Origin of the sequence: Pseudoxanthomonas koreensis (assembly GCF_041890415.1) — a bacterium.
In the GTDB taxonomy this organism is placed as follows: domain Bacteria; phylum Pseudomonadota; class Gammaproteobacteria; order Xanthomonadales; family Xanthomonadaceae; genus Pseudoxanthomonas; species Pseudoxanthomonas koreensis_A.
Genome location: NZ_CP169056.1, coordinates 588,030 through 605,128, shown reverse-complemented (window position 1 = coordinate 605,128; position 17,099 = coordinate 588,030). Strand labels below are relative to the sequence as shown.

General features: G+C 71.9%; 15 protein-coding genes. 5 read left to right on the top strand and 10 right to left on the bottom strand.

Going from position 1 to position 17,099, the window contains the following annotated elements:
* The first annotated feature begins 4 nt into the window (after positions 1 to 4).
* Together lpxB and ACEJ41_RS02745 are read left to right on the top strand one after the other, a co-directional pair.
* A complete protein-coding gene (lpxB, locus tag ACEJ41_RS02750; RefSeq protein ID WP_374013271.1) occupies positions 5 to 1,213 on the top strand; it encodes a lipid-A-disaccharide synthase in 1,209 nt (402 codons plus the stop codon).
* A 47-nt stretch (positions 1,214 to 1,260) separates the two neighbouring features.
* Entirely contained in the window at positions 1,261 to 1,878 is a 618-nt protein-coding gene (locus ACEJ41_RS02745; RefSeq protein WP_374014048.1) for a ribonuclease HII, read from the top strand.
* An 85-nt stretch (positions 1,879 to 1,963) separates the two neighbouring features.
* On the opposite strand, the gene ACEJ41_RS02740 is transcribed toward ACEJ41_RS02745, so the two are convergent.
* Genes ACEJ41_RS02740 through mrcB form a run of 3 tightly spaced genes read right to left on the bottom strand, consistent with a single transcriptional unit; the run spans position 1,964 to position 6,994 of the window.
* A complete protein-coding gene (locus ACEJ41_RS02740) occupies positions 1,964 to 3,994 on the bottom strand; it encodes an ATP-dependent DNA helicase (RefSeq protein ID WP_374013270.1) in 2,031 nt (676 codons plus the stop codon).
* Between the two features lie 44 nt (positions 3,995 to 4,038).
* Positions 4,039 to 4,560: a hypothetical protein gene (locus tag ACEJ41_RS02735; protein ID WP_374013269.1), complete on the bottom strand. Its 522-nt coding sequence runs from the start codon at positions 4,558 to 4,560 to the stop codon at positions 4,039 to 4,041.
* A 7-nt stretch (positions 4,561 to 4,567) separates the two neighbouring features.
* A complete protein-coding gene (gene mrcB, locus ACEJ41_RS02730) occupies positions 4,568 to 6,994 on the bottom strand; it encodes a penicillin-binding protein 1B (RefSeq protein WP_374013268.1) in 2,427 nt (808 codons plus the stop codon).
* A gap of 98 nt (positions 6,995 to 7,092) precedes the next feature.
* Here mrcB and ACEJ41_RS02725 point away from each other — a divergent pair, with 98 nt between their 5' ends.
* Complete coding sequence (locus ACEJ41_RS02725; RefSeq protein ID WP_374013267.1) at positions 7,093 to 9,216, top strand: glycosyltransferase; 2,124 nt, start codon at positions 7,093 to 7,095, stop codon at positions 9,214 to 9,216.
* A gap of 5 nt (positions 9,217 to 9,221) precedes the next feature.
* Here ACEJ41_RS02725 and ACEJ41_RS02720 read toward each other — a convergent pair whose 3' ends face one another.
* The 6 genes from ACEJ41_RS02720 to ACEJ41_RS02695 form a co-directional block, all read right to left on the bottom strand.
* Positions 9,222 to 10,709 (bottom strand): hypothetical protein, encoded by a 1,488-nt coding sequence (locus ACEJ41_RS02720; protein ID WP_374013266.1) that lies wholly within the window; start codon positions 10,707 to 10,709, stop codon positions 9,222 to 9,224.
* Positions 10,710 to 10,920: 211 nt separating this feature from the next.
* Positions 10,921 to 11,220 (bottom strand): DNA-directed RNA polymerase subunit omega, encoded by a 300-nt coding sequence (rpoZ, locus tag ACEJ41_RS02715; RefSeq protein WP_374013265.1) that lies wholly within the window; start codon positions 11,218 to 11,220, stop codon positions 10,921 to 10,923.
* 141 nt (positions 11,221 to 11,361) lie between these two features.
* A complete protein-coding gene (locus ACEJ41_RS02710) occupies positions 11,362 to 11,553 on the bottom strand; it encodes a DUF2065 domain-containing protein (RefSeq protein WP_374013264.1) in 192 nt (63 codons plus the stop codon).
* Positions 11,553 to 12,416 (bottom strand): protease modulator HflC, encoded by an 864-nt coding sequence (gene hflC, locus ACEJ41_RS02705; protein ID WP_374013263.1) that lies wholly within the window; start codon positions 12,414 to 12,416, stop codon positions 11,553 to 11,555. Before hflC ends, ACEJ41_RS02710 begins: the two co-directional genes overlap by 1 nt.
* Positions 12,413 to 13,513 (bottom strand): FtsH protease activity modulator HflK, encoded by a 1,101-nt coding sequence (gene hflK, locus ACEJ41_RS02700; protein WP_374013262.1) that lies wholly within the window; start codon positions 13,511 to 13,513, stop codon positions 12,413 to 12,415. Before hflK ends, hflC begins: the two co-directional genes overlap by 4 nt.
* Positions 13,514 to 13,655: 142 nt before the next feature.
* Positions 13,656 to 14,135 (bottom strand): peptidylprolyl isomerase, encoded by a 480-nt coding sequence (locus ACEJ41_RS02695; protein ID WP_374013261.1) that lies wholly within the window; start codon positions 14,133 to 14,135, stop codon positions 13,656 to 13,658.
* Positions 14,136 to 14,209: 74 nt separating this feature from the next.
* Between ACEJ41_RS02695 and ACEJ41_RS02690 the strand changes: the two genes are divergently transcribed.
* Both ACEJ41_RS02690 and ACEJ41_RS02685 read left to right on the top strand, forming a co-directional pair.
* Positions 14,210 to 14,782, top strand: coding sequence for a C40 family peptidase (locus ACEJ41_RS02690; RefSeq protein WP_374014047.1), 573 nt, complete (start codon positions 14,210 to 14,212; stop codon positions 14,780 to 14,782).
* Positions 14,783 to 15,049: 267 nt separating this feature from the next.
* Entirely contained in the window at positions 15,050 to 15,748 is a 699-nt protein-coding gene (locus ACEJ41_RS02685) for a C40 family peptidase (RefSeq protein WP_374014046.1), read from the top strand.
* A gap of 15 nt (positions 15,749 to 15,763) precedes the next feature.
* Here ACEJ41_RS02685 and ACEJ41_RS02680 read toward each other — a convergent pair whose 3' ends face one another.
* Positions 15,764 to 17,035 carry a dicarboxylate/amino acid:cation symporter gene (locus ACEJ41_RS02680; protein WP_374013260.1) on the bottom strand — a complete coding sequence of 424 codons (1,272 nt, stop codon included), beginning with the start codon at positions 17,033 to 17,035 and terminating at the stop codon, positions 15,764 to 15,766.
* Positions 17,036 to 17,099 lie beyond the last annotated feature (64 nt).

Genomic DNA, 17,099 nt, shown 5'->3' with positions numbered 1-17,099 from the left:
AACGATGAACGAGCGAATCCGGGAGCACGAACAGGGCATGCGGGCCGGCGACGGGGGGCCGCGCTTCGTGCTGGTCGCCGGCGAGGCCTCCGGCGACGCGCTGGGCGCCGATCTGGTGCAGGCGCTGCGCCGGCGCTTCCCCGACGCCCACTTTGCCGGCATCGGCGGCGATGCGATGCGCGCGGCCGGCATGCAGACCTGGCACGACGCCAGCGAGCTGGCGGTGATGGGCCTGGCCGAGGTGCTGCGCCACCTGCCGCGGCTGCTGCGCCTGCGCCGCGAGTTCCGCGAACGCGCGCTGGCCTGGCGGCCGGACGTGGTGATCGGCATCGATGCGCCTGACTTCAACCTGCCGGTGGAGCGCTGGTTCAAGCGCCGCGGCATCGCCACCGTGCATTACGTCAGCCCCTCGGTGTGGGCATGGCGCGAAAAGCGCGCCGAGAAGATCGGCGCCAGCGCCGACCGGGTGCTGTGCCTGTTCCCGATGGAACCGGACATCTACGCCCGCTACGGCGTGGACGCGCGCTTCGTCGGCCACCCGATGGCGGACGCGATGCCACTGCAATCGGACCGCGCCGCCGCGCGCGCGCGCCTGGGGCTGCCCGACAACGTGCCGGTGCTAGCGGTGCTGCCCGGCAGCCGCCTGGGCGAGATCGACCGCCTCGGCCAGATCTTCTTCGAGGCGGCCTGGCAGGTGAACGAAGCGCTGCCCGACCTGCACGTGGTCGCCCCGGCCGCCAATGGTGCCTGCCGCGCGCTGATGCATGCGCAGATGTCGCGCTCGGCGCTGCCGCCGGAACGCACGCACCTGCTCGATGGCCAAGCCAGCACCGCGATGGCCGCCGCCGATGTGGTCCTGCTGGCCTCCGGCACCGCCACCCTGGAGGCGATGCTGGCCAAGCGGCCGATGGTGGTCGGTTACAGGGTGGCGCCGCTGACCTACCGCATCGTGCGCGCGCTGGGGCTGCTGAAGGTGGACCGCTACGCCCTGCCCAACGTGCTGGCCGGCCAGGACCTGGCCCCGGAACTGATGCAGGACGATTGCACCCCGGACCGGCTTGCCGCCGCGGTGCTGCACTGGTTCGGCTCGGCGGACGCGGTGGCCGCGTTGCAGCCCAGGTACCTGGAACTGCACCGGCAACTGCGCCGCGACGCCTCGGCGTCCGCAGCCGACGCCATCGCCGGCCTGCCCGGCCTGGGGTCCGCTGCATGAGCCGCCGCGCGCGGGCGCCCGGGCCCACCGTGAGCGGCGCGGCGGACATGTTCGCGCTGGACCGCAGGCACCTGCGCGTGGCCGGCATCGACGAAGCCGGCCGCGGCCCGCTGGCCGGGCCGGTTGCGGTGGCGGCGGTGATCCTGGACCCGGCGCGTCCGATCGAGGGCCTGGACGACTCCAAGAAGCTGACCCCGGCGCGGCGCGAAGCCCTGTATCCGCTGATCGTCACGCGCGCGGCGGCCTGGCACATCGAGATGATGGCGGTGGAGGAGATCGACCGCCTCAACATCCTGCACGCCACCCTGGAGGGCATGCGCCGCTGCGTGCTCGCCCTGGGCACGCAGGTGGAGCTTGCGCGGATCGACGGCAACACGGTGCCCAGGGCATTGCCATGCATGGCCGAGGCGCTGGTCGGCGGCGATGCGCTGGACCCGGCGATCATGGCCGCGTCGATCCTGGCCAAGGTCGCGCGCGACCGCCTGATGGGCGAGCTGCACGCGCAGCATCCGCTGTACGGCTTCGACGGGCACAAGGGCTATTCCACTCCGGCGCACCTGGCCGCGCTGGCGCGGCACGGCCCGTGCCCGCACCACCGGCGCAGTTTCGCCCCGGTGCGCGAAGCGGCCGAGCGGATGCGCGAACGGGCACCGGCCACCGCCTGAGGCCGCGGCGCACTGCCACCCGTACAAGACACCACGCACGCAGCACGCACCGCGCAGCCGCGGCCACCACGGCCGCCGATGCCACCTACGAGCAGGCGAAGAACACCTGTACGTCCTCGATGCGCCGGGTCACGGCGAAGGTCGGCAATGACTGCATGAACACCCGCCCGTAGTGCTTGCCGGTCAGGCGCGGATCGCACAGCACCAGCACCCCGCGGTCGGACTCGCTGCGGATCAGCCGCCCCACGCCCTGCTTGAGTGCGATCACCGCCTGCGGCAACTGCTCGTCGCGGAACGGATTGCCGCCGCGCCGCCGCACCGCCTCCAGCCGCGCCTCGAACACCGGGTCGTCCGGCGCGGCGAACGGCAGCTTGTCGATCACCACCACGCTCAAGGCATCGCCGGCCACGTCCACGCCTTCGCGGAAGCTGGCCGAGCCCAGCAGCACCCCGTTGCCCGATTCACGGAAGCGGCGCAGCAGTTCGGCCTTGGGCGCCTGGCCCTGCACGAACAACGGCCACGGCCCGCCCTCCAGCGCCGCGGCGGCCTCGCGCAGCGCGCGGTGCGAGGCGAACAGCAGGAAGGCGCGGCCACCCGACGCCTCCAGCACCGGCCGCACCGCCGCCAGCATCGCCGCGCCGTAGCCGCGCACGCCCGGCTCGGGCAGCTCCGGCGGCAGGTAGCACAACGCCTGCCGGCGCCAGTCGAACGGGCTGGGCTCCAGCAGCGTGTCCGGGTCGAACAGCCCCAGCTTGTGGCCGATGTGATGGAACCCGCCGCCCACTGCCAGCGTGGCCGAGGTGAACACCCACGCCGCCTGCGAACGCTCGCGGTGCTGGCGCAGCGGCGCGGACACGTCCAGCGGGGTGCGCTGGCAGCGGAAACCGCGTGGAGTGAGCTCGTACCAGTAGACCTCGCCGCCATGCGCGGCGGCGGCCGCCAGTACCGCGGCGCCATCGCCCTGGCCGCCGCTGGCGACGGCGTCGGCCAATGCATCGTCATCGCCTGTTCCGTCGGCGAAGGCGGCCGATGCGGTGTCGCCATCACGCCAGCGGCCCAGGCGTTGGCCGAGTTCGTGGGTGCGCACCATGCAGGCGTCGAATCCGGGCGAGGCCTCGGCCAGCGACTCCAGGGCGTGCTCGAGCGCGGACAGCGCATCGGCCAGCACGTCAAAGCCATCGGCGACTGCCGGCAGGGTCAGCGCGCGGTAGCGGGTGCCGCGCAGCGGCAGCGCCTCCATGGCTGCGCGCAACTGGCGCAGCGCGTGCTCCAGCGCGCGCACCGGCTCCTGCAGCACGGCAGTGGCGCCGGTGACCTGCTTGCATTCGGCAAGGCAGTCGCGGCCCAGCTCCTGGGCCTGGCGCATGCCGAAGCCCTCGCCGAAGAAGCTGGCGGCCAGCTCCGGCAACTGGTGCGCCTCGTCGATCACGAATGCCTGCGCACCCGGCAGGATCTCGCCGAAGCCTTCCTGCTTGAGCGCCAGGTCGGCCAGCAGCAGGTGGTGGTTGACCACCACCAGGTCGGCGGTCTGCGCGCGTTGCCGCGCCTGGGCCACGAAGCACTCGTCCCAGAACGGACATTCGCTGCCCAGGCAGTTGTCGACCGTGGAGGTCACCTGCGGCAGCAGCGGCCAATCGTCGGGCAGGCCTTCCAGTTCGGCCATGTCGCCGGCACGGGTGCGCCCGGCCCAGGCGACGACGCGCTGGAACTGGCTGGCCTGCGCAGGGCTGGCGAACTGCGCCTCGCCCTTGGCCTGGTTCATCCGGTACAGGCACAGGTAGTTGGCGCGGCCCTTGAGCAACGCACTGCGCACGCCCACGCCGAGCGCTTCGCGCACGCGCGGCAGGTCGCGGTGGTAGAGCTGGTCCTGCAGCGCGCGGGTGCCGGTGGAGATGATCGTCTTCAGCCCGGACAGCAGTGCCGGCACCAGGTAGGCGTAGGTCTTGCCGGTGCCGGTGCCGGCTTCGGCCAGCAGCACCTGGCGCTGTTCGATGGCCTCGGCCACCGCCGCGGTCAGGCGCTGCTGCGCGGGACGGGCGACGAAACCCGGCACACGGCTGGCCAGTGCGCCCCCGTCGCTGAGGGCATCACGGCTGGCATTGGCAAGCACGGACATGGCGATGCGATCGGCGTGGACGAGGCGTCGTGCGCGTCCGGCGGTCAGTAGCGCATCACGCCGGGCACGGTGCAGGTGCGCAACTGCGCCTGCGCCGATGTGGCGTTCACCGGTTGCCGGCGGGCCAGCCGCGACTGCTCGATCGTGGCCCAGTGGCGGCGGCACAGTGGCCCCACCCGTGAGCCGACGTCATAGGCCCGCCGCGCCAGCACCTCGGCACGGTCGTACTGGGCCTGCAGCAGCGCCACTTCGGCACGCTCCTGCAGCACCGCCGGGTCGTCCGGCACGATCAGCAGCGCCTGGTTCAGGGCGTCGCCGGCAGCTGCCGCCGCGCCGGTCTCCAGTGCGCGCGCGGCCTGTGCGCGCAGGTCCTCGACCCGCGGATCGCGTAGCGGCTGCACATTGAGCTCGGTGTCGTCGACGCCGGCGGCCTGGTGCACCGCGGCCAGCCGCTGTGCCGGCGTGACCTCGGGCGGGGCCGGCAGCGCCGGTGCGGTGGAGCCACAGGCGGAAAGCAGCAGGCACGCCAGGGCACCTGCAGGAAAGCACGGGGAGAAACGGTTCATGCCGGCATTATGGCCCAGCGGGCGCAGGATCCCGGGGCGCCTGCGGCTCATCGGCGCGGCCACGCCCGAACAGTCTCTGCCAGAAACCGCGCTGCTGCTGGGCCTGGCCACCCTCCACGCCGGGCATGGCCTGCTCCTCCTGCCAGGCCGGCGCGCACGAGGCATATGCAGGTGCAGTACCGGCCACGAACGCGAAGCGGCGCGCGCCGGGACAGTCGGCGTCGGTCACGTAGGAGCCCTGCGCCTCCACCCATTGCCAGTCCAGTCCGGTACCCGCGACCCGCAGCGGCGAACTGGGCAGGCGTGCAAACAGCCCCGACCACACCCGCATCGCACCGGTGGCGCCGTACAGGCCGGTCTGCTCGTTCTGGTCGTTGCCCATCCACACCACCGCAAGATGCTCGCCGGTATAGCCGGCAAACCAGCTGTCGCGGCCATCGTTGCTGGTGCCGGTCTTGCCGGCCGGCGACAGGCGCCCCAGCCCGTCGCGCAGCAACTGGCGGCCGGTGCCTTCGGTCACCGCCTGCTGCAAGGCCACGGTGACCAGGTTGGCGGCGATCGAGTCGCCTTCCTGGGCCGGTGCCGGGGCGGTGTCGTAGCGGCTGAGCAGGCGGCCTTCCGGATCAAGCACGCCGCGCACCGCGCGCAGCGGCTGGATCTGCCCGCCCGACGCCAGGAACTGGTAAAGCTGAGCCATCGCATACGGGCTCTGGTCGGTGGAACCCAGGATCAGCGCCGGGTTGGGTTCGGCCTCGATCCCGGCCAGCACCTTGAGCAGCTGCGCAAGGCGCTCCGGGCCCACCTGCATGCCGATCCGCACCGTGGCCTGGTTGTATGAGCTTGCCAGTGCATCGACCAGGCGCACGGTGCCGTGGCTGCGGTTGTCGGAGTTGTCCGGAGACCAGCGCCGGCCGCGCGAGAGCTGCACGGTCACCGGCGTGTCCTCCACGAAGCTGGCCAGCGACCAGCGCTGCGGCTGGGCCAGCGCCAGCAGGTACACGTAGGGCTTGAGCAGCGACCCGACCGGACGTTTGGCCTCCACCGCACGGTTGAAACCGTGGGTGTCGAACTGGCGCCCGCCGACCACCGCCAGCACTTCGCCGGCGTGCACGTCGGTGACCACCACGCCCGCTTCCAGCGGCGGCCGCTTGCCGGTCTGCAACGCCTCCAGCGCACGCGACACCGCCCCCTCGGCATAGGCCTGCGCCGACGGCGACATGCCGGTGTGCACGGTCAGGCCCGCGCCCTGCAGTGCACTCTCGGGATAGTCGGTGGCCAGTTGCCGGCGCACCAGGTCGATGTAGGCGGGGAAGCGGTTGGCCGCGGCCACGCCCGGCTGGCTGGTGACGCCCAGCGGCGCATTGCGCGCGCGCGCGTATTCGGCGGCGTCGATCAGGCCGGTCTCGTGCAGCATCGACAAGGCCAGGTTGCGGCGCTCGGTGGCGCGCTGCGGATGCCGGCGCGGGTCGTAGTACGACGGCCCCTTGACCAGGCCGATCAGCAGCGCGGTCTGCTCGGGGGTCAGCTCGGCCAGGTCGCGGCCGAACCAGAACTCCGCGCCCGACGCCACGCCGTGGATCGCCTGGCCGCCGCGCTGGCCCAGGTAAACCTGGTTGAGGTAGGTCTCCAGGATGGTGCGCTTGTCGTAGCGCGCTTCCAGGATCATTGCGTACAGGATCTCGTTGAACTTGCGCGTCCAGGTCTGCTCCTTGCCGATGCCCAGCAGGCCGCTGCGCGCCAGCTGCTGGGTCAGGGTGGAGGCGCCCTGCTTCTTCTCACCGGAGCGCAGGTTGACCCACAGCGCGCGCGCCATGCCCGACACGTCGATGCCGTGGTGATGGGCGAAGTCACGATCCTCCACCGCCTGCAGGCCGGTGATCAGCAGCTCGGGCACTTCGTCGATGCGCACCAGGCGGCGCTCTTCCTGGCGCTGGCCATACAGGGTGGCCACGCGCGCCGGGTCCAGGCGCACGCGTTCAAGCAGCTTTTCGCTGGACGGATCGCGCACCTGGGCCACGCGCGCGCCGGCCAGCACCACTTCGATCCGCTGCGCCGGCACCTGGCGATCGATGTCCCGATAGCCGCGGCTTGAAATGGCGAAACGGTCGCCATCGACGTGATAGCTGCCCGGGCGCTGGCCGCTGGCGTCCTCCTGGTAGCCGGCGGCGTCCAGCTCGGTGCGCAGGGTGCGCGCATCCATCGCCAGCCCCCGGTGCAACTGCAGCGGCCGCGCATACACCCGGGTGGGGATCTGCCACTGCAGCGCGGCAAAGTGCCGGGTGACCTGGCTGTTGAGGTACAGCGTGTACGGCACCAGGAAGCCGATGGCCAGGCCGATGCAGGCCAGCAGCGCGGTCAACAGGTGGCGGCGCCAGGCGGACGCGGCGTTGTGGTCGACGTCGTCGATGTCTTCGGGCACGTGGCGTCGGGGCACTGGAATGCGAGAATACGGACTCTGGCCGAGTCTAGCGCAGCCTTCCGTGAGCGCCCCCATCGGCGCCGGCCGCCCTTCAGTCACAGTTGTCGACCGCCATGTCATCGCCACCGCAGGACCGCAGCTGGCTGGCCCACGCGCGTTTCCGGCTCGCAAGCATGCGCAGCCTGGTGCGCCGCGGACTGTCGAGCCTGCGCAGCCGTGGCTGGCGCGCGACCTGGCAACGTGCGCTGCTGCAACTGCGGCCACCGCCGGCGCCGCCGCGGCGGGCCCTGTACCGTCCTGCCCCGGCTCCGTTCGCACCCTTGTCGGTGCCGTGCACGGCGGCCGATGCGGCGCCCCTGGCCAGCGTCGTCATCCCCGTCTACGACCAGTGCGAGGCCACCCTGGCCTGCCTGCGCGCGCTTGCCGCCCATCCGCCTGCCTGCGCCTGCGAGGTGATCGTCGTGGACGACGGCAGCACCGACCGGACCTGCGCGTGGATGGCGCAAGTGCAGGGCCTGCGCTACCACCAGCGAGCAGCCAACGGTGGCTTCATCGCCGCCTGCAACGACGGTGCGGCGCTGGCGCGTGGCCAGTACCTGGTGTTCCTCAACAACGACACGATCCCGCAGCCAGGCTGGCTGGATGCGCTGCTGGATACCTTCGCCACCCATCCCGACACCGGCCTGGCCGGCAGCCAGCTGCTGTATCCGGACGGACGCCTGCAGGACGCCGGCGGCGTGGTGTTTGCCGACGGCAGCGCGTGGAGCTATGGCCGCTTCGAGTCGGCCGACGACCCGCGCTACAGCCATGTTCGCCAGAGCGATTACTGTTCCGGCGCGGCGCTGGCGATCCCGCGCACGCTGTTCCAGTCGCTGGGCGGATTCGATCCGCGCTATGCGCCGGCCTACTACGAGGACACCGACCTGGCCTTCGCGGTGCGTGCGGCCGGCCACCAGGTGCGGATGCAGCCGCACAGCCGCGTACTGCATGCCGAGGGCACCACCGCCGGCACCGACACCGGAAGCGGGGTCAAGGCCTCGCAAGCACGCAACCGCGCAGTGTTCGCGGCCAAGTGGGCCGATGTGCTGCGATCCCACCCGGCCCCGGGCAGCACGCCCGGGCCGGCACTGCTGCACGCCCGCCAGCGCCGCGTGCTGGTCGTGGACGAAGCGGTGCCGCAACCGGACCGCGACTCTGCCTCGCTGCGCCAGTTCAACCTGCTGCGGATGCTGTGCGCCCGCGGCGCGCACGTGGCCTTCCTGCCGACCGGCCTGGCCCATGCCGGCGCGGCCACCGGCGCACTGCAGACGCTGGGAGTGGAAACCTGGCATGCCCCGTTCGCATCCTCGGCGGCGCGCTGGCTGCGCGAGAACGCGGCGCGCTTCGAGGTGATCGTGCTCACCCGCCATCACCTGGCCGGCACCTACGCACCACTGCTGCGGCGCCATGCGCCGGAAGCGCGCCTGGTGTTCGACACCATCGACCTGCACTACCTGCGCGAGCGCCGTGGTGCGCAGGTGGCTGGCGACGCCGCGGCCCTGCGTGCGGCCGAGGCGACCCGCACCCGCGAGCTGGCGGCGATGGCGGCCGTGGACCTGACCCTGGTGGTGAGCACGCACGAGCAGGCACAACTTGCGGTGGATGCACCGGCGGCCAGGGTGGAGGTGCTGTCCAACCTGCACGAGGTGGCAGGGCCGGGCGCGGATTTCGACGCGCGCGCCGACCTGGTGTTCGTCGGTGGCTTCCGCCACCCACCCAACGTCGATGCGGTGCTGTGGTTTGCACGCGAGGTATTCCCGCAGGTGCGCGCCGCCCTGCCCGGGATCCGCTTCCACTGCATCGGTGCCGATCCACCGCCACAGGTATCGGCGCTGGCAGGGCAGCCGGGAATCCTGGTCCATGGCCACGTGCCTGACCTGGCCCCGTACATGGACCGGGTGCGGCTGGCGGTGGCGCCGCTGCGCTTCGGCGCCGGGGTGAAGGGCAAGATCAACCTGAGCATGGCCCACGGGCAACCGGTGGTGGCCACCGGCTGCGCGGTGGAGGGCATGCACCTGCGCGACGGCGTGGACGTGGTGGTGGCCGATGACGCACGCGCATTCGCCGACGCGGTCGTGTCGCTGTACCAGGATCGCGGGTGCTGGCAGCGCCAGGCCCAGGCGGGGCTGGCGAACGTGGCCGAGCACTTCTCGCTGGACGCTGCGCAGGCGGTGGTGCAACGGGTGTTTTTCGACTGACGCGCCTATGGCGGACGCGGGGAACTGCGGGCGCGTTCCAGTTGCACGCTGAACTCGGCCACGCCGGGAGCGTCGGGTTCCAGCCGGCGCACCGCGCGCAATGCCTGCGCGGCCACCTCAAGCTCGCCAGCGCGCAGCCGCTCCTCGCCCACCGCCAGCCAGCGCTGCGCCAGCCGCTGCCGGGCCTCGACCTGGGCAGGATCGGCAGGGGCCAGCGCCTGCCAGGCATCATGGCAATCCTGGGCCTGGCGCAGGCGGTTGCCACGCAGGGCCACCTCCACGCAGCCCTGCACCGCGTCGCGCAGGCGCGCGGCCGCGGCCAGCACGGCCGGATCGACCGGCGCGGCGGCCTGGGCGCGGCGCAACTGGTCGTAGGCGCTGGTGCCGGGCGGCGTGATCCAGTGGCGCTGGGCCATCGCCGCGTCGAACGCCTGCAACGCCGCGCGCGGCGCCTGCGCCGGCGCTCCCTGTTGCATGAGCCGCCGCCGGGCCATGGCGCGGTCACGGGCTATCGCGCGGGTGGCGTCGCGCACGGCGGCCAGGTCGGGCGCCAGCTCGCGTGCATGCGCCAGGTCGCGCTCGGCCGCGTCGAAACGGAACTCCGCCGACAACTGGCGCGCACGCGACGCCAGCGCGGCGGCCGTCGCCCGGATGCCATCGGCCACGTCGGGGTCGTCTGCGGCGATGCTGCCGAGGGCCGCAAACGCTGCGGCCGCGCGTTCCAGCCGCCCCTGGCGCAGATGCCGCCGGGCCAGCTGCCGCTGTGCCTCCAGCGCCTGAGCCACCTGCGCCTGCGCGGCGGGCAGGTCGACGTGGCCGGGGTCGTAACCGCGCACCTGGCCCAGCCAGCGCGCAGCGGCGGCCAGATCCTGGGTGCGCAATGCGCCATGCACTCGTTCCAGCAGCAGCGCCAGCGCGTCCTCGCGCCCTTCGAGCGCGGCCACGTCGCCCGGCTGCAGCGCCAGCACCTGCGCATACAGCGGCAGCGCCGCCTCCGGGTCGCCATCGCCAAGGCGTGCTGCCGCAGCGGCACGCAATCCTTCCAGGTCGATCGCGGCGGCCTCCATCCGCTGCAGCCGGTCGTGCTCGGCCTGCCATTGCGCGCGCGGCACCTGCAGGTCGCCGGCCAGTGCCAGCCAGCGCGCCGCCGCGGTCGCATCGCCCGCGTCGATCGCACCACGCGCCTGCACAAGTGCCGCCTGGCCGACCTTGGCCAACCCCGCACGCGCCTCGCCGCGGTCGCTGTCCAGGGCCAGCGCGGCCTCAAACTTCTGCCGCGCGCCCTGGCCATCGGCCTGGTCCAGGCGGCCCTGTGCAAGCGCCTGCCCGCCTTCGGCCAGCAGCCGGTCGATGCGGGTGGACGGCAACAGGCGCTCGGCCAGGGGCTGGCGCAGCGCCACCAGTGCGGCGACCAGCAACAGCAGTGCGGCCAGCGCCCACCACGGCCAGCGGCGCGCATGTGCCGGGCCGCCGCGTGCCCGTGCACTCACCATGCCAGCGCCCGCGATGTGCCGGCCGGCAGGCGTGGATGCGGCAACAGTGGACTGGAATCGGTCACGGCGCGCAGCTTAGCGTGCGCGCCCTGGCCCATTGCGGCGCCGCTCAACCCACGCCGGTGCGGGTATCGGGTACCGCAGGCGCAAACGCAAACGGCCCGCGCAAGCGGGCCGTCGGCAATCACGGGCGATGGATGCCGGCGTGGGATCAGTCGTCGCCCTTGGCAAGGTCGTCGTCGGCCACGACTTCGGCGGCGGCCCACTCCAGGGCTTCGCGCTCGGCGCGCTCGCGCTCGGCCTTGTCGACTTCGTCGATCAGCGCCGCATCCACCGTCTGCGCGGCGATCTCGCGCAGTGCAAGCACGGTCGGCTTGTCGTCGCTGTCCTCGTTTTCGAGGGTGGCCGGCACGCCATTGGCGAGCTGGCGTGCGCGGCGGGCGGCCAGCATGACCAGTTCGAAGCGGTTGTCGACCACTTCCAGGCAATCTTCGACGGTGATACGGGCCATAGCGATTCCAGGCGACTGTGGTCGCCGCTCATGTAGGGGGAAATGGGCGCGGAGTTTACCCGGCCAGGCGGGCACCAGGCAAGCCCCGCAACTGGGTTGCCCTTGTCAATCAACCACTTGCACTACGGGCGCATCGCTGGCTCAGCCGGCCCGCGACCACCACAGCGCGATCAGCCCGACCACCAGCATCCCTGCCCCCAGCTTGCGCAGGATCGAAGGCGGCTGGGCCAGGAGCTGCTCCATGGTCCGCCGCCACAACTGCGGCGCCACGAACAGGAACAGCCCCTCCAGCACCACCACCAGGCACAGCGCCGGAAGCAGTTCGGGCGGCATCAGCGATCGTTCTTCATGTACTGCAGGAACGGGTCATCCTGGTCGAGCACGACCACACCCTGGCCGTCGGCAAAGGATGCGCGGTAGGCCTCCAGGCTGCGGTAGAACGCGTAGAACGCCGGGTCGGCATTGGCCGCCTGCGCGTACAGCCGCGCGGCCTGGGCGTCGCCCTCGCCACGCAGCCGCTGTGCGTCGCGCTCGGCCTCGGCCACGATCACCGCCTGGTCGCGGTCGGCCTGCGCACGCACGGTGCGCGCCTGTTCCTCGCCCTCGGCGCGCAGCGCGCTGGCCACCTGCTTGCGCTCGGCGCGCATGCGGTCGTAGACCTGCTTGATCACGTCGCTGTCGGTGGGCAGGTCGATCTGCTTGAGGCGGATATCGACGATCCGCATGCCCAGGGTGATCGCGCCGCGATTGATGCCTTCCAGCTGCTTGGCGATCACCTCGCTGCGGTCGCCGGACACCAGCTGGGTCAGGGTGCGGGCGTTGATCTCGTTGCGCAGCGAATCCTTGATGATCGGGGCCAGGCGGTCGGCCGCGGCACCCTCGTCGCCGCCGGTGGCGCGATAGAACGCACGCACGTCGTCGATGTAGCCGATCGCCACGAAATCCACGGCGACGTCCTTGCGCTCGGAGGTCAGGTAGCGCTCGGGCGAGAAGTCGACCAGGCTGAAGCGGCGGTCGAACACCCGCGCCGTCTCCACCAGCGGCCACTTCATGTGCAGGCCGGGGCCGATGTCGGTGCGGGCCACGCGGCCCAGGTTCAGCACCAGGCCGACCTGGTCCTCGCGCACCACGTACACCGAGCCGAGCAGGCCCAGCACGGCGGTGACCGCCAGCGCGATCCACAGTGGGTATCTCATCGGTTCACCTCCTCGCGACCGCCGCGCTGCGGGTCACGGTTGCCGCTGCGCAGCGGCTCGGGGCTGCTTTCGATGGCCGGCAGCAGGGTCTCGGCCACGGCCTGGGCCGGAGGCGCGGCACCGCCGGGCATCGGCACGTAGATCAACTGGCGGCCATCGCCGCCCACCACCTTGCGGTTGCGGGCCAGGACGTCCTCCACGGTTTCCAGCCACAGGCGCTTGCGGGTGACTTCCGGAGCCTGCCGGTATTCGTCGCGCAGCAGGTCGAACCGGGCCACGTCGCCTTGCGCCTTGGCAATCTTGGCTTCCTTGTAACCCTCGGACACGGTGCGCCTGCGGGCCGCCTCACCGCGCGCCTCGGGCACCACCTTGGCCGCGTAGGCGCGGGCCTCGTTGATCAACTGGTCCTTGATCTGCTGGGCGCTGTTGACCTCGTCGAAGGCCGGCTTGACCTCCTCCGGCGGGCGCGCGTCCTGCAGGTTGAGCTCGGTCACCACCAGGCCGGTGCGGTAGGCGTCCAGCGAGGCCTGCAACTGCCCGGAGGCGCTGACCGACAGCGGCCCGCGTGCACCCAGCACGGTATCCAGGGTGGCGCGGCCCACCTGTTCGCGGACCACGCTCTGGGCCACCTGCTCCAGTACCCGGTCGGCATTGCGCGAGCCGAACAGGTACAGGCGCGGGTCGCCCACCCGGTACTGCACGTTCATGGCCACGTTGACGATGTTCTCGTCGCGGGTCAGGACCGGCACGGTATTGCTGAAGGTCTTGATCTGGGTCGCGTTGACCTTGATCACGCGCTCGATCGGCCACGGCCACTTCAGGTTGGGGCCGGGCTGCATCACCCGGGCGAACTGGCCGAAGCGCAGGACCACGCCGCGCTGCTGCTCGCCGACCAGCTGGAAACTGCTCAGCAGCACCAGCAGGGCAAGGCCGAGCAGCACCCAGCGGACGATGCTGCCGCCATCGCCGCCGAACATGTCGCGCAACCGCGCCAGCACGTCGCCGGGGCCGCCGCCCGAAGGCCGGCGCGGTGGCCAGGGGTTGCGGCGCGGGCCGCCGGGGTTGTCGCCGCCCTTGCCGGGGGTATTCCAGACCATGAAGACTCCGAGATGGGGGGTCCGGGTCACGGCCGTGGGCCGGACCGGGGTCGCGGACCGATTCTAGCAACACCGCACCCGGGGACCGGGCAGGCCATCGCGGGCCCGCCCTCCGACCACCGCGGCACCGGCCAAAGCAGGCTCAGTGGTGGTGGCCGCCGTCGCCGTGGACGTGGCCGTGCTCGATTTCCTCGGCGCTGGCCTCGCGCACCTCGACGATCTCCACGTCGAAATGCAGGTCCTTGCCGGCCATCGGGTGGTTGAGGTCCACGTCCACCACGCTGTGCCCGACCTTCTGCACGGTCACGGCGCGCGGGCCGAAGTTGGTCTGCAGCACCACCTGCATGCCGGGCTGCAGCCGGGTGTCGCCGAAATGCTTCTTGGGGATGCGCTGGCCCAGGCCGTCGCGGCGCTCGCCGTAGGCGTCGGCGGCCGGCACGTCCACGCCGAAGCTGTCGCCGGCGGCGCGGTCCTGCAATGCCGCCTCCAGCCCGGGGATGATGTTGCCGTGGCCGATCAGGATTGCGATCGGGTCGCTCTCGCGGGAGGACTCCAGCGGCTCCTGGCCGACTTCGGAGACGGTGTAGTGGAAGCGGACGACGCGGTCTTTCTCGATCTTCATGCGTGACTCGGAAAGGGCTGCCGGCAAGGCGGCGGCGGTGGGCGGCTTGTCTGCCGCGGGGAACAGCGGCCATGATGACCACCGTGAGGAAAGTCCCGCATTATCCAGCCCCTTCCCCGGCGGTGCCAGTTCCGGCGCGGCCGTGGGCTGCATTGGCGCTGGCGGCCTTGCTGGCGGGCGGCTTGCTGGCTGGCTGTTCGAGCGCCCCGCCGGTGCGCCCGGGGCCTGAGGCCACGCAGCACTGGCCACAGGTGACCCCCGGCGACCCGGCCGCGGCCAACGCGGTGACCCTGCGCGCGCTGAGCCTGGTCGGCACGCCCTACCGCTATGGCGGCAATACCCCCGAATCCGGCTTCGACTGCAGCGGCCTGGTCAATTACGTCTATCGGGACATGCTCGACCTGAAGCTGCCGCGCACCTCGCGCGAACTGGCGGCCCTGCAGGGGCCGCGCCTGCAGCCGCAACGGCTGGCCAGCGGCGACCTGGTGTTCTTCGGCAGCGGCGGCAACGTCAGCCACGTCGGCATCTACGTCGGCGAGGGCCGCTTCGTGCACGCTCCCAGCAGCGGCGGCACGGTCCGCCTGGACCGCCTGGACGGGCCGTACTGGCGCGACCACTACACCGGCGCCCGCCGGGTCCTGCGCTGAACCGGCACCTGGGTGCGACCGCCGGATCGGCGGCGATTTAACACCGTTTGAACATTCCGCGGCCATCGAGTGGGCATGATCGCCCGGTTTCCGCCCTGTGACTGTCGCGTGACGCTCCGAGACCCAACGGCCACCGTTCCCTGCCGCGCCCGCCCGCACCTGTTTGCGCGCGTGGCCCTGCCGCTGTTGCTGGCCCTGCCCTGCGCGCCCTTGCTGGCTGCGCCGGAGCCGGCCCCGATCGAACCCGAGCCGCTGGCCACCCAGCACATGCCCGCTCCGCTGCTGGTGGACCCGGCCGTGCAGCTGGCCGCAGTGCCAACGAATGCAGGCGCGCCCGCTGCCGCAGCCTCCACATTACCGGCGGCTCCGGCTGCTCCGGCCGCCGCGTCCGGTGGCCTGCGACAGAAGGCCGATGCCGCCGCCAACGCCACCCTGGCGGCCCTGCTGCCGCACCTTGCCGGCAACGACAGCCTGCCGCTGCTGGATCGCTCGGCCATGTTCGCCGGCGACATCAGCCGCCTGCTGGCCGCCTATGACCTGACCCAGGCCGTCCCCGCCCGCAGCCAGCAGTCGGCGCCGGAAGGCGGCGTGCAACAGGTGCTCAAGGCGGCGATGTCGCTGCTGGGCACGCCCTACCGCTGGGGCGGCACCTCGCCGGACAGCGGCTTCGACTGCAGCGGCCTGGTCGGCTACGTGTTCCGCAACGCGCTGGGAATCGAACTGCCGCGGGTCTCGCGCGAAATGGCCACCAAGGCCGACGCCGAGCTGATTCGCGACCGCGACCTGCTGACGCCCGGCGACCTGGTGTTCTTCGGCCTGCGCGGCCGGGTCAACCATGTCGGCATCTACGTCGGTGACGGCCAGTTCCTGCATGCGCCCAGCCGCGGCAAGGACGTGCGCGTGGACAGCCTGGCCACCGGCTACTGGGGCAACCGCTTCATGCAGGCGCGCCGCGTCGCGCTGTAGCCGGCAAGGCCGCGGCTACGAGGTCGGCACGTCCTCCAGGCCGACGTTGCTGGAGGCGCGGGCGTAGACCTCCTGGTCCAGCAGCCCGGTTTCCTTGGCCACCAGCACCGGCACCAGCATCTGCCCGGTGACGTTGGTCATCGTGCGCATCATGTCCAGCACCCGGTCGATCGCCACCAGATAGCCGATGCCTTCCAGCGGCAGGCCGGCCGCGCTCAGCACCAGGGTGACCATCACGATCGCCGTGCCCGGCACCCCGGCGGTGCCGAAGCTGCCCAGCACCGAGGCCAGCAGGATCACGAAATACTGGTTGGCCGACAGGTCCAGGCCGAAATACTGGGCCACGAACACGCTGGTCAGCGCCGGGTAGATCGCGCCGCAGCCGTCCATCTTGATGCTCGCGCCCAGCGGCACCGCAAAGGCGGCGTAGTCGCGGTCCACGCCCAGGTTGTGGGTGACGCTGCGCAGGGCCACGGGCATCGAGGCAAAGCTCGACGAGCTGACGAAGGCCACCTGCATGCCGGGCGCCGCGCCGCGGAAGAACTTCAGCGGGTTCAGCCCGTGCGCCAGCAACAACCCGGCGTAGGTCAGCACGATGTGCAGCGCGCAGGCCAGGTACAGGGCGAACACGAAGCTGCCCAGCGGCAGCAGCTTCTGGAAACCGTAGCTGCCGACCAGCCCGGCGATCAGGCCGAAGGTGCCCAGCGGGGTCATCTCCAGCACGAAGCGGGTGACCTGGATCATCGCCTCGCTGGCCTCGCCGGCCAGCGCGCGCAGCCGCGCGGTGCGCTCGCCCAGCTTCACCAGGGCAAAGCCGAGCAGGCCGGCAAAGAAGATCACCTGCAGGATCCTGCCCTCGGCCAGCGCCATGAACGGGTTGGAGGGCACCACGTCCAGCAGCACCTGCACCGGCGTGGGCACCTCGCGCACGGTGTAGCCGGCGGCCATCTCCAGGGCTTCCAGGCCCTCGCCCGGCCGCAGCACCAGACCCACGCCCAGGCCCATGCACACTGCCAGCGCGGCGGTGGCGGCAAACCAGGCAAATGTGCGCCCGCCCAGCGAGGCCATCGACTTCTGCCCGTGCAGCGAGGCCACTGCGTGGATCACCGCGAACAGCACCAGCGGCACGGCGATCATCCGGATCAGGGTGACGTAGACGGTGCCCAGCGGCTCCAGCCAGGTCTTGGCCGCCGGGCCCATCAGCCAGCCCGCCAACGCGCCAAGCACGAACCCGGCCAGCACACGCTGCCAGAAAGGGATGGCCAACCAGGCCTTGACCAGTTGCATGGGCGATCCGGGAACGGCGACGCCGGCACGATACCTTGCCCCGGCGACGCTGACGATGACGGTT

Coding starts and splice junctions, on each gene's coding strand:
- lpxB (WP_374013271.1), top strand. CDS start 5: ATGAACGAGCGAATCCGGGAGCACGAACAGGGCATGCGGGCCGGCGAC.
- ACEJ41_RS02745 (WP_374014048.1), top strand. CDS start 1,261: ATGTTCGCGCTGGACCGCAGGCACCTGCGCGTGGCCGGCATCGACGAA.
- ACEJ41_RS02740 (WP_374013270.1), bottom strand. CDS start 3,994: ATGTCCGTGCTTGCCAATGCCAGCCGTGATGCCCTCAGCGACGGGGGC.
- ACEJ41_RS02735 (WP_374013269.1), bottom strand. CDS start 4,560: ATGAACCGTTTCTCCCCGTGCTTTCCTGCAGGTGCCCTGGCGTGCCTG.
- ACEJ41_RS02725 (WP_374013267.1), top strand. CDS start 7,093: ATGTCATCGCCACCGCAGGACCGCAGCTGGCTGGCCCACGCGCGTTTC.
- ACEJ41_RS02720 (WP_374013266.1), bottom strand. CDS start 10,709: ATGGTGAGTGCACGGGCACGCGGCGGCCCGGCACATGCGCGCCGCTGG.
- rpoZ (WP_374013265.1), bottom strand. CDS start 11,220: ATGGCCCGTATCACCGTCGAAGATTGCCTGGAAGTGGTCGACAACCGC.
- ACEJ41_RS02710 (WP_374013264.1), bottom strand. CDS start 11,553: ATGCCGCCCGAACTGCTTCCGGCGCTGTGCCTGGTGGTGGTGCTGGAG.
- hflC (WP_374013263.1), bottom strand. CDS start 12,416: ATGAGATACCCACTGTGGATCGCGCTGGCGGTCACCGCCGTGCTGGGC.
- hflK (WP_374013262.1), bottom strand. CDS start 13,513: ATGGTCTGGAATACCCCCGGCAAGGGCGGCGACAACCCCGGCGGCCCG.
- ACEJ41_RS02695 (WP_374013261.1), bottom strand. CDS start 14,135: ATGAAGATCGAGAAAGACCGCGTCGTCCGCTTCCACTACACCGTCTCC.
- ACEJ41_RS02690 (WP_374014047.1), top strand. CDS start 14,210: ATGACCACCGTGAGGAAAGTCCCGCATTATCCAGCCCCTTCCCCGGCG.
- ACEJ41_RS02685 (WP_374014046.1), top strand. CDS start 15,050: ATGCCCGCTCCGCTGCTGGTGGACCCGGCCGTGCAGCTGGCCGCAGTG.
- ACEJ41_RS02680 (WP_374013260.1), bottom strand. CDS start 17,035: ATGCAACTGGTCAAGGCCTGGTTGGCCATCCCTTTCTGGCAGCGTGTG.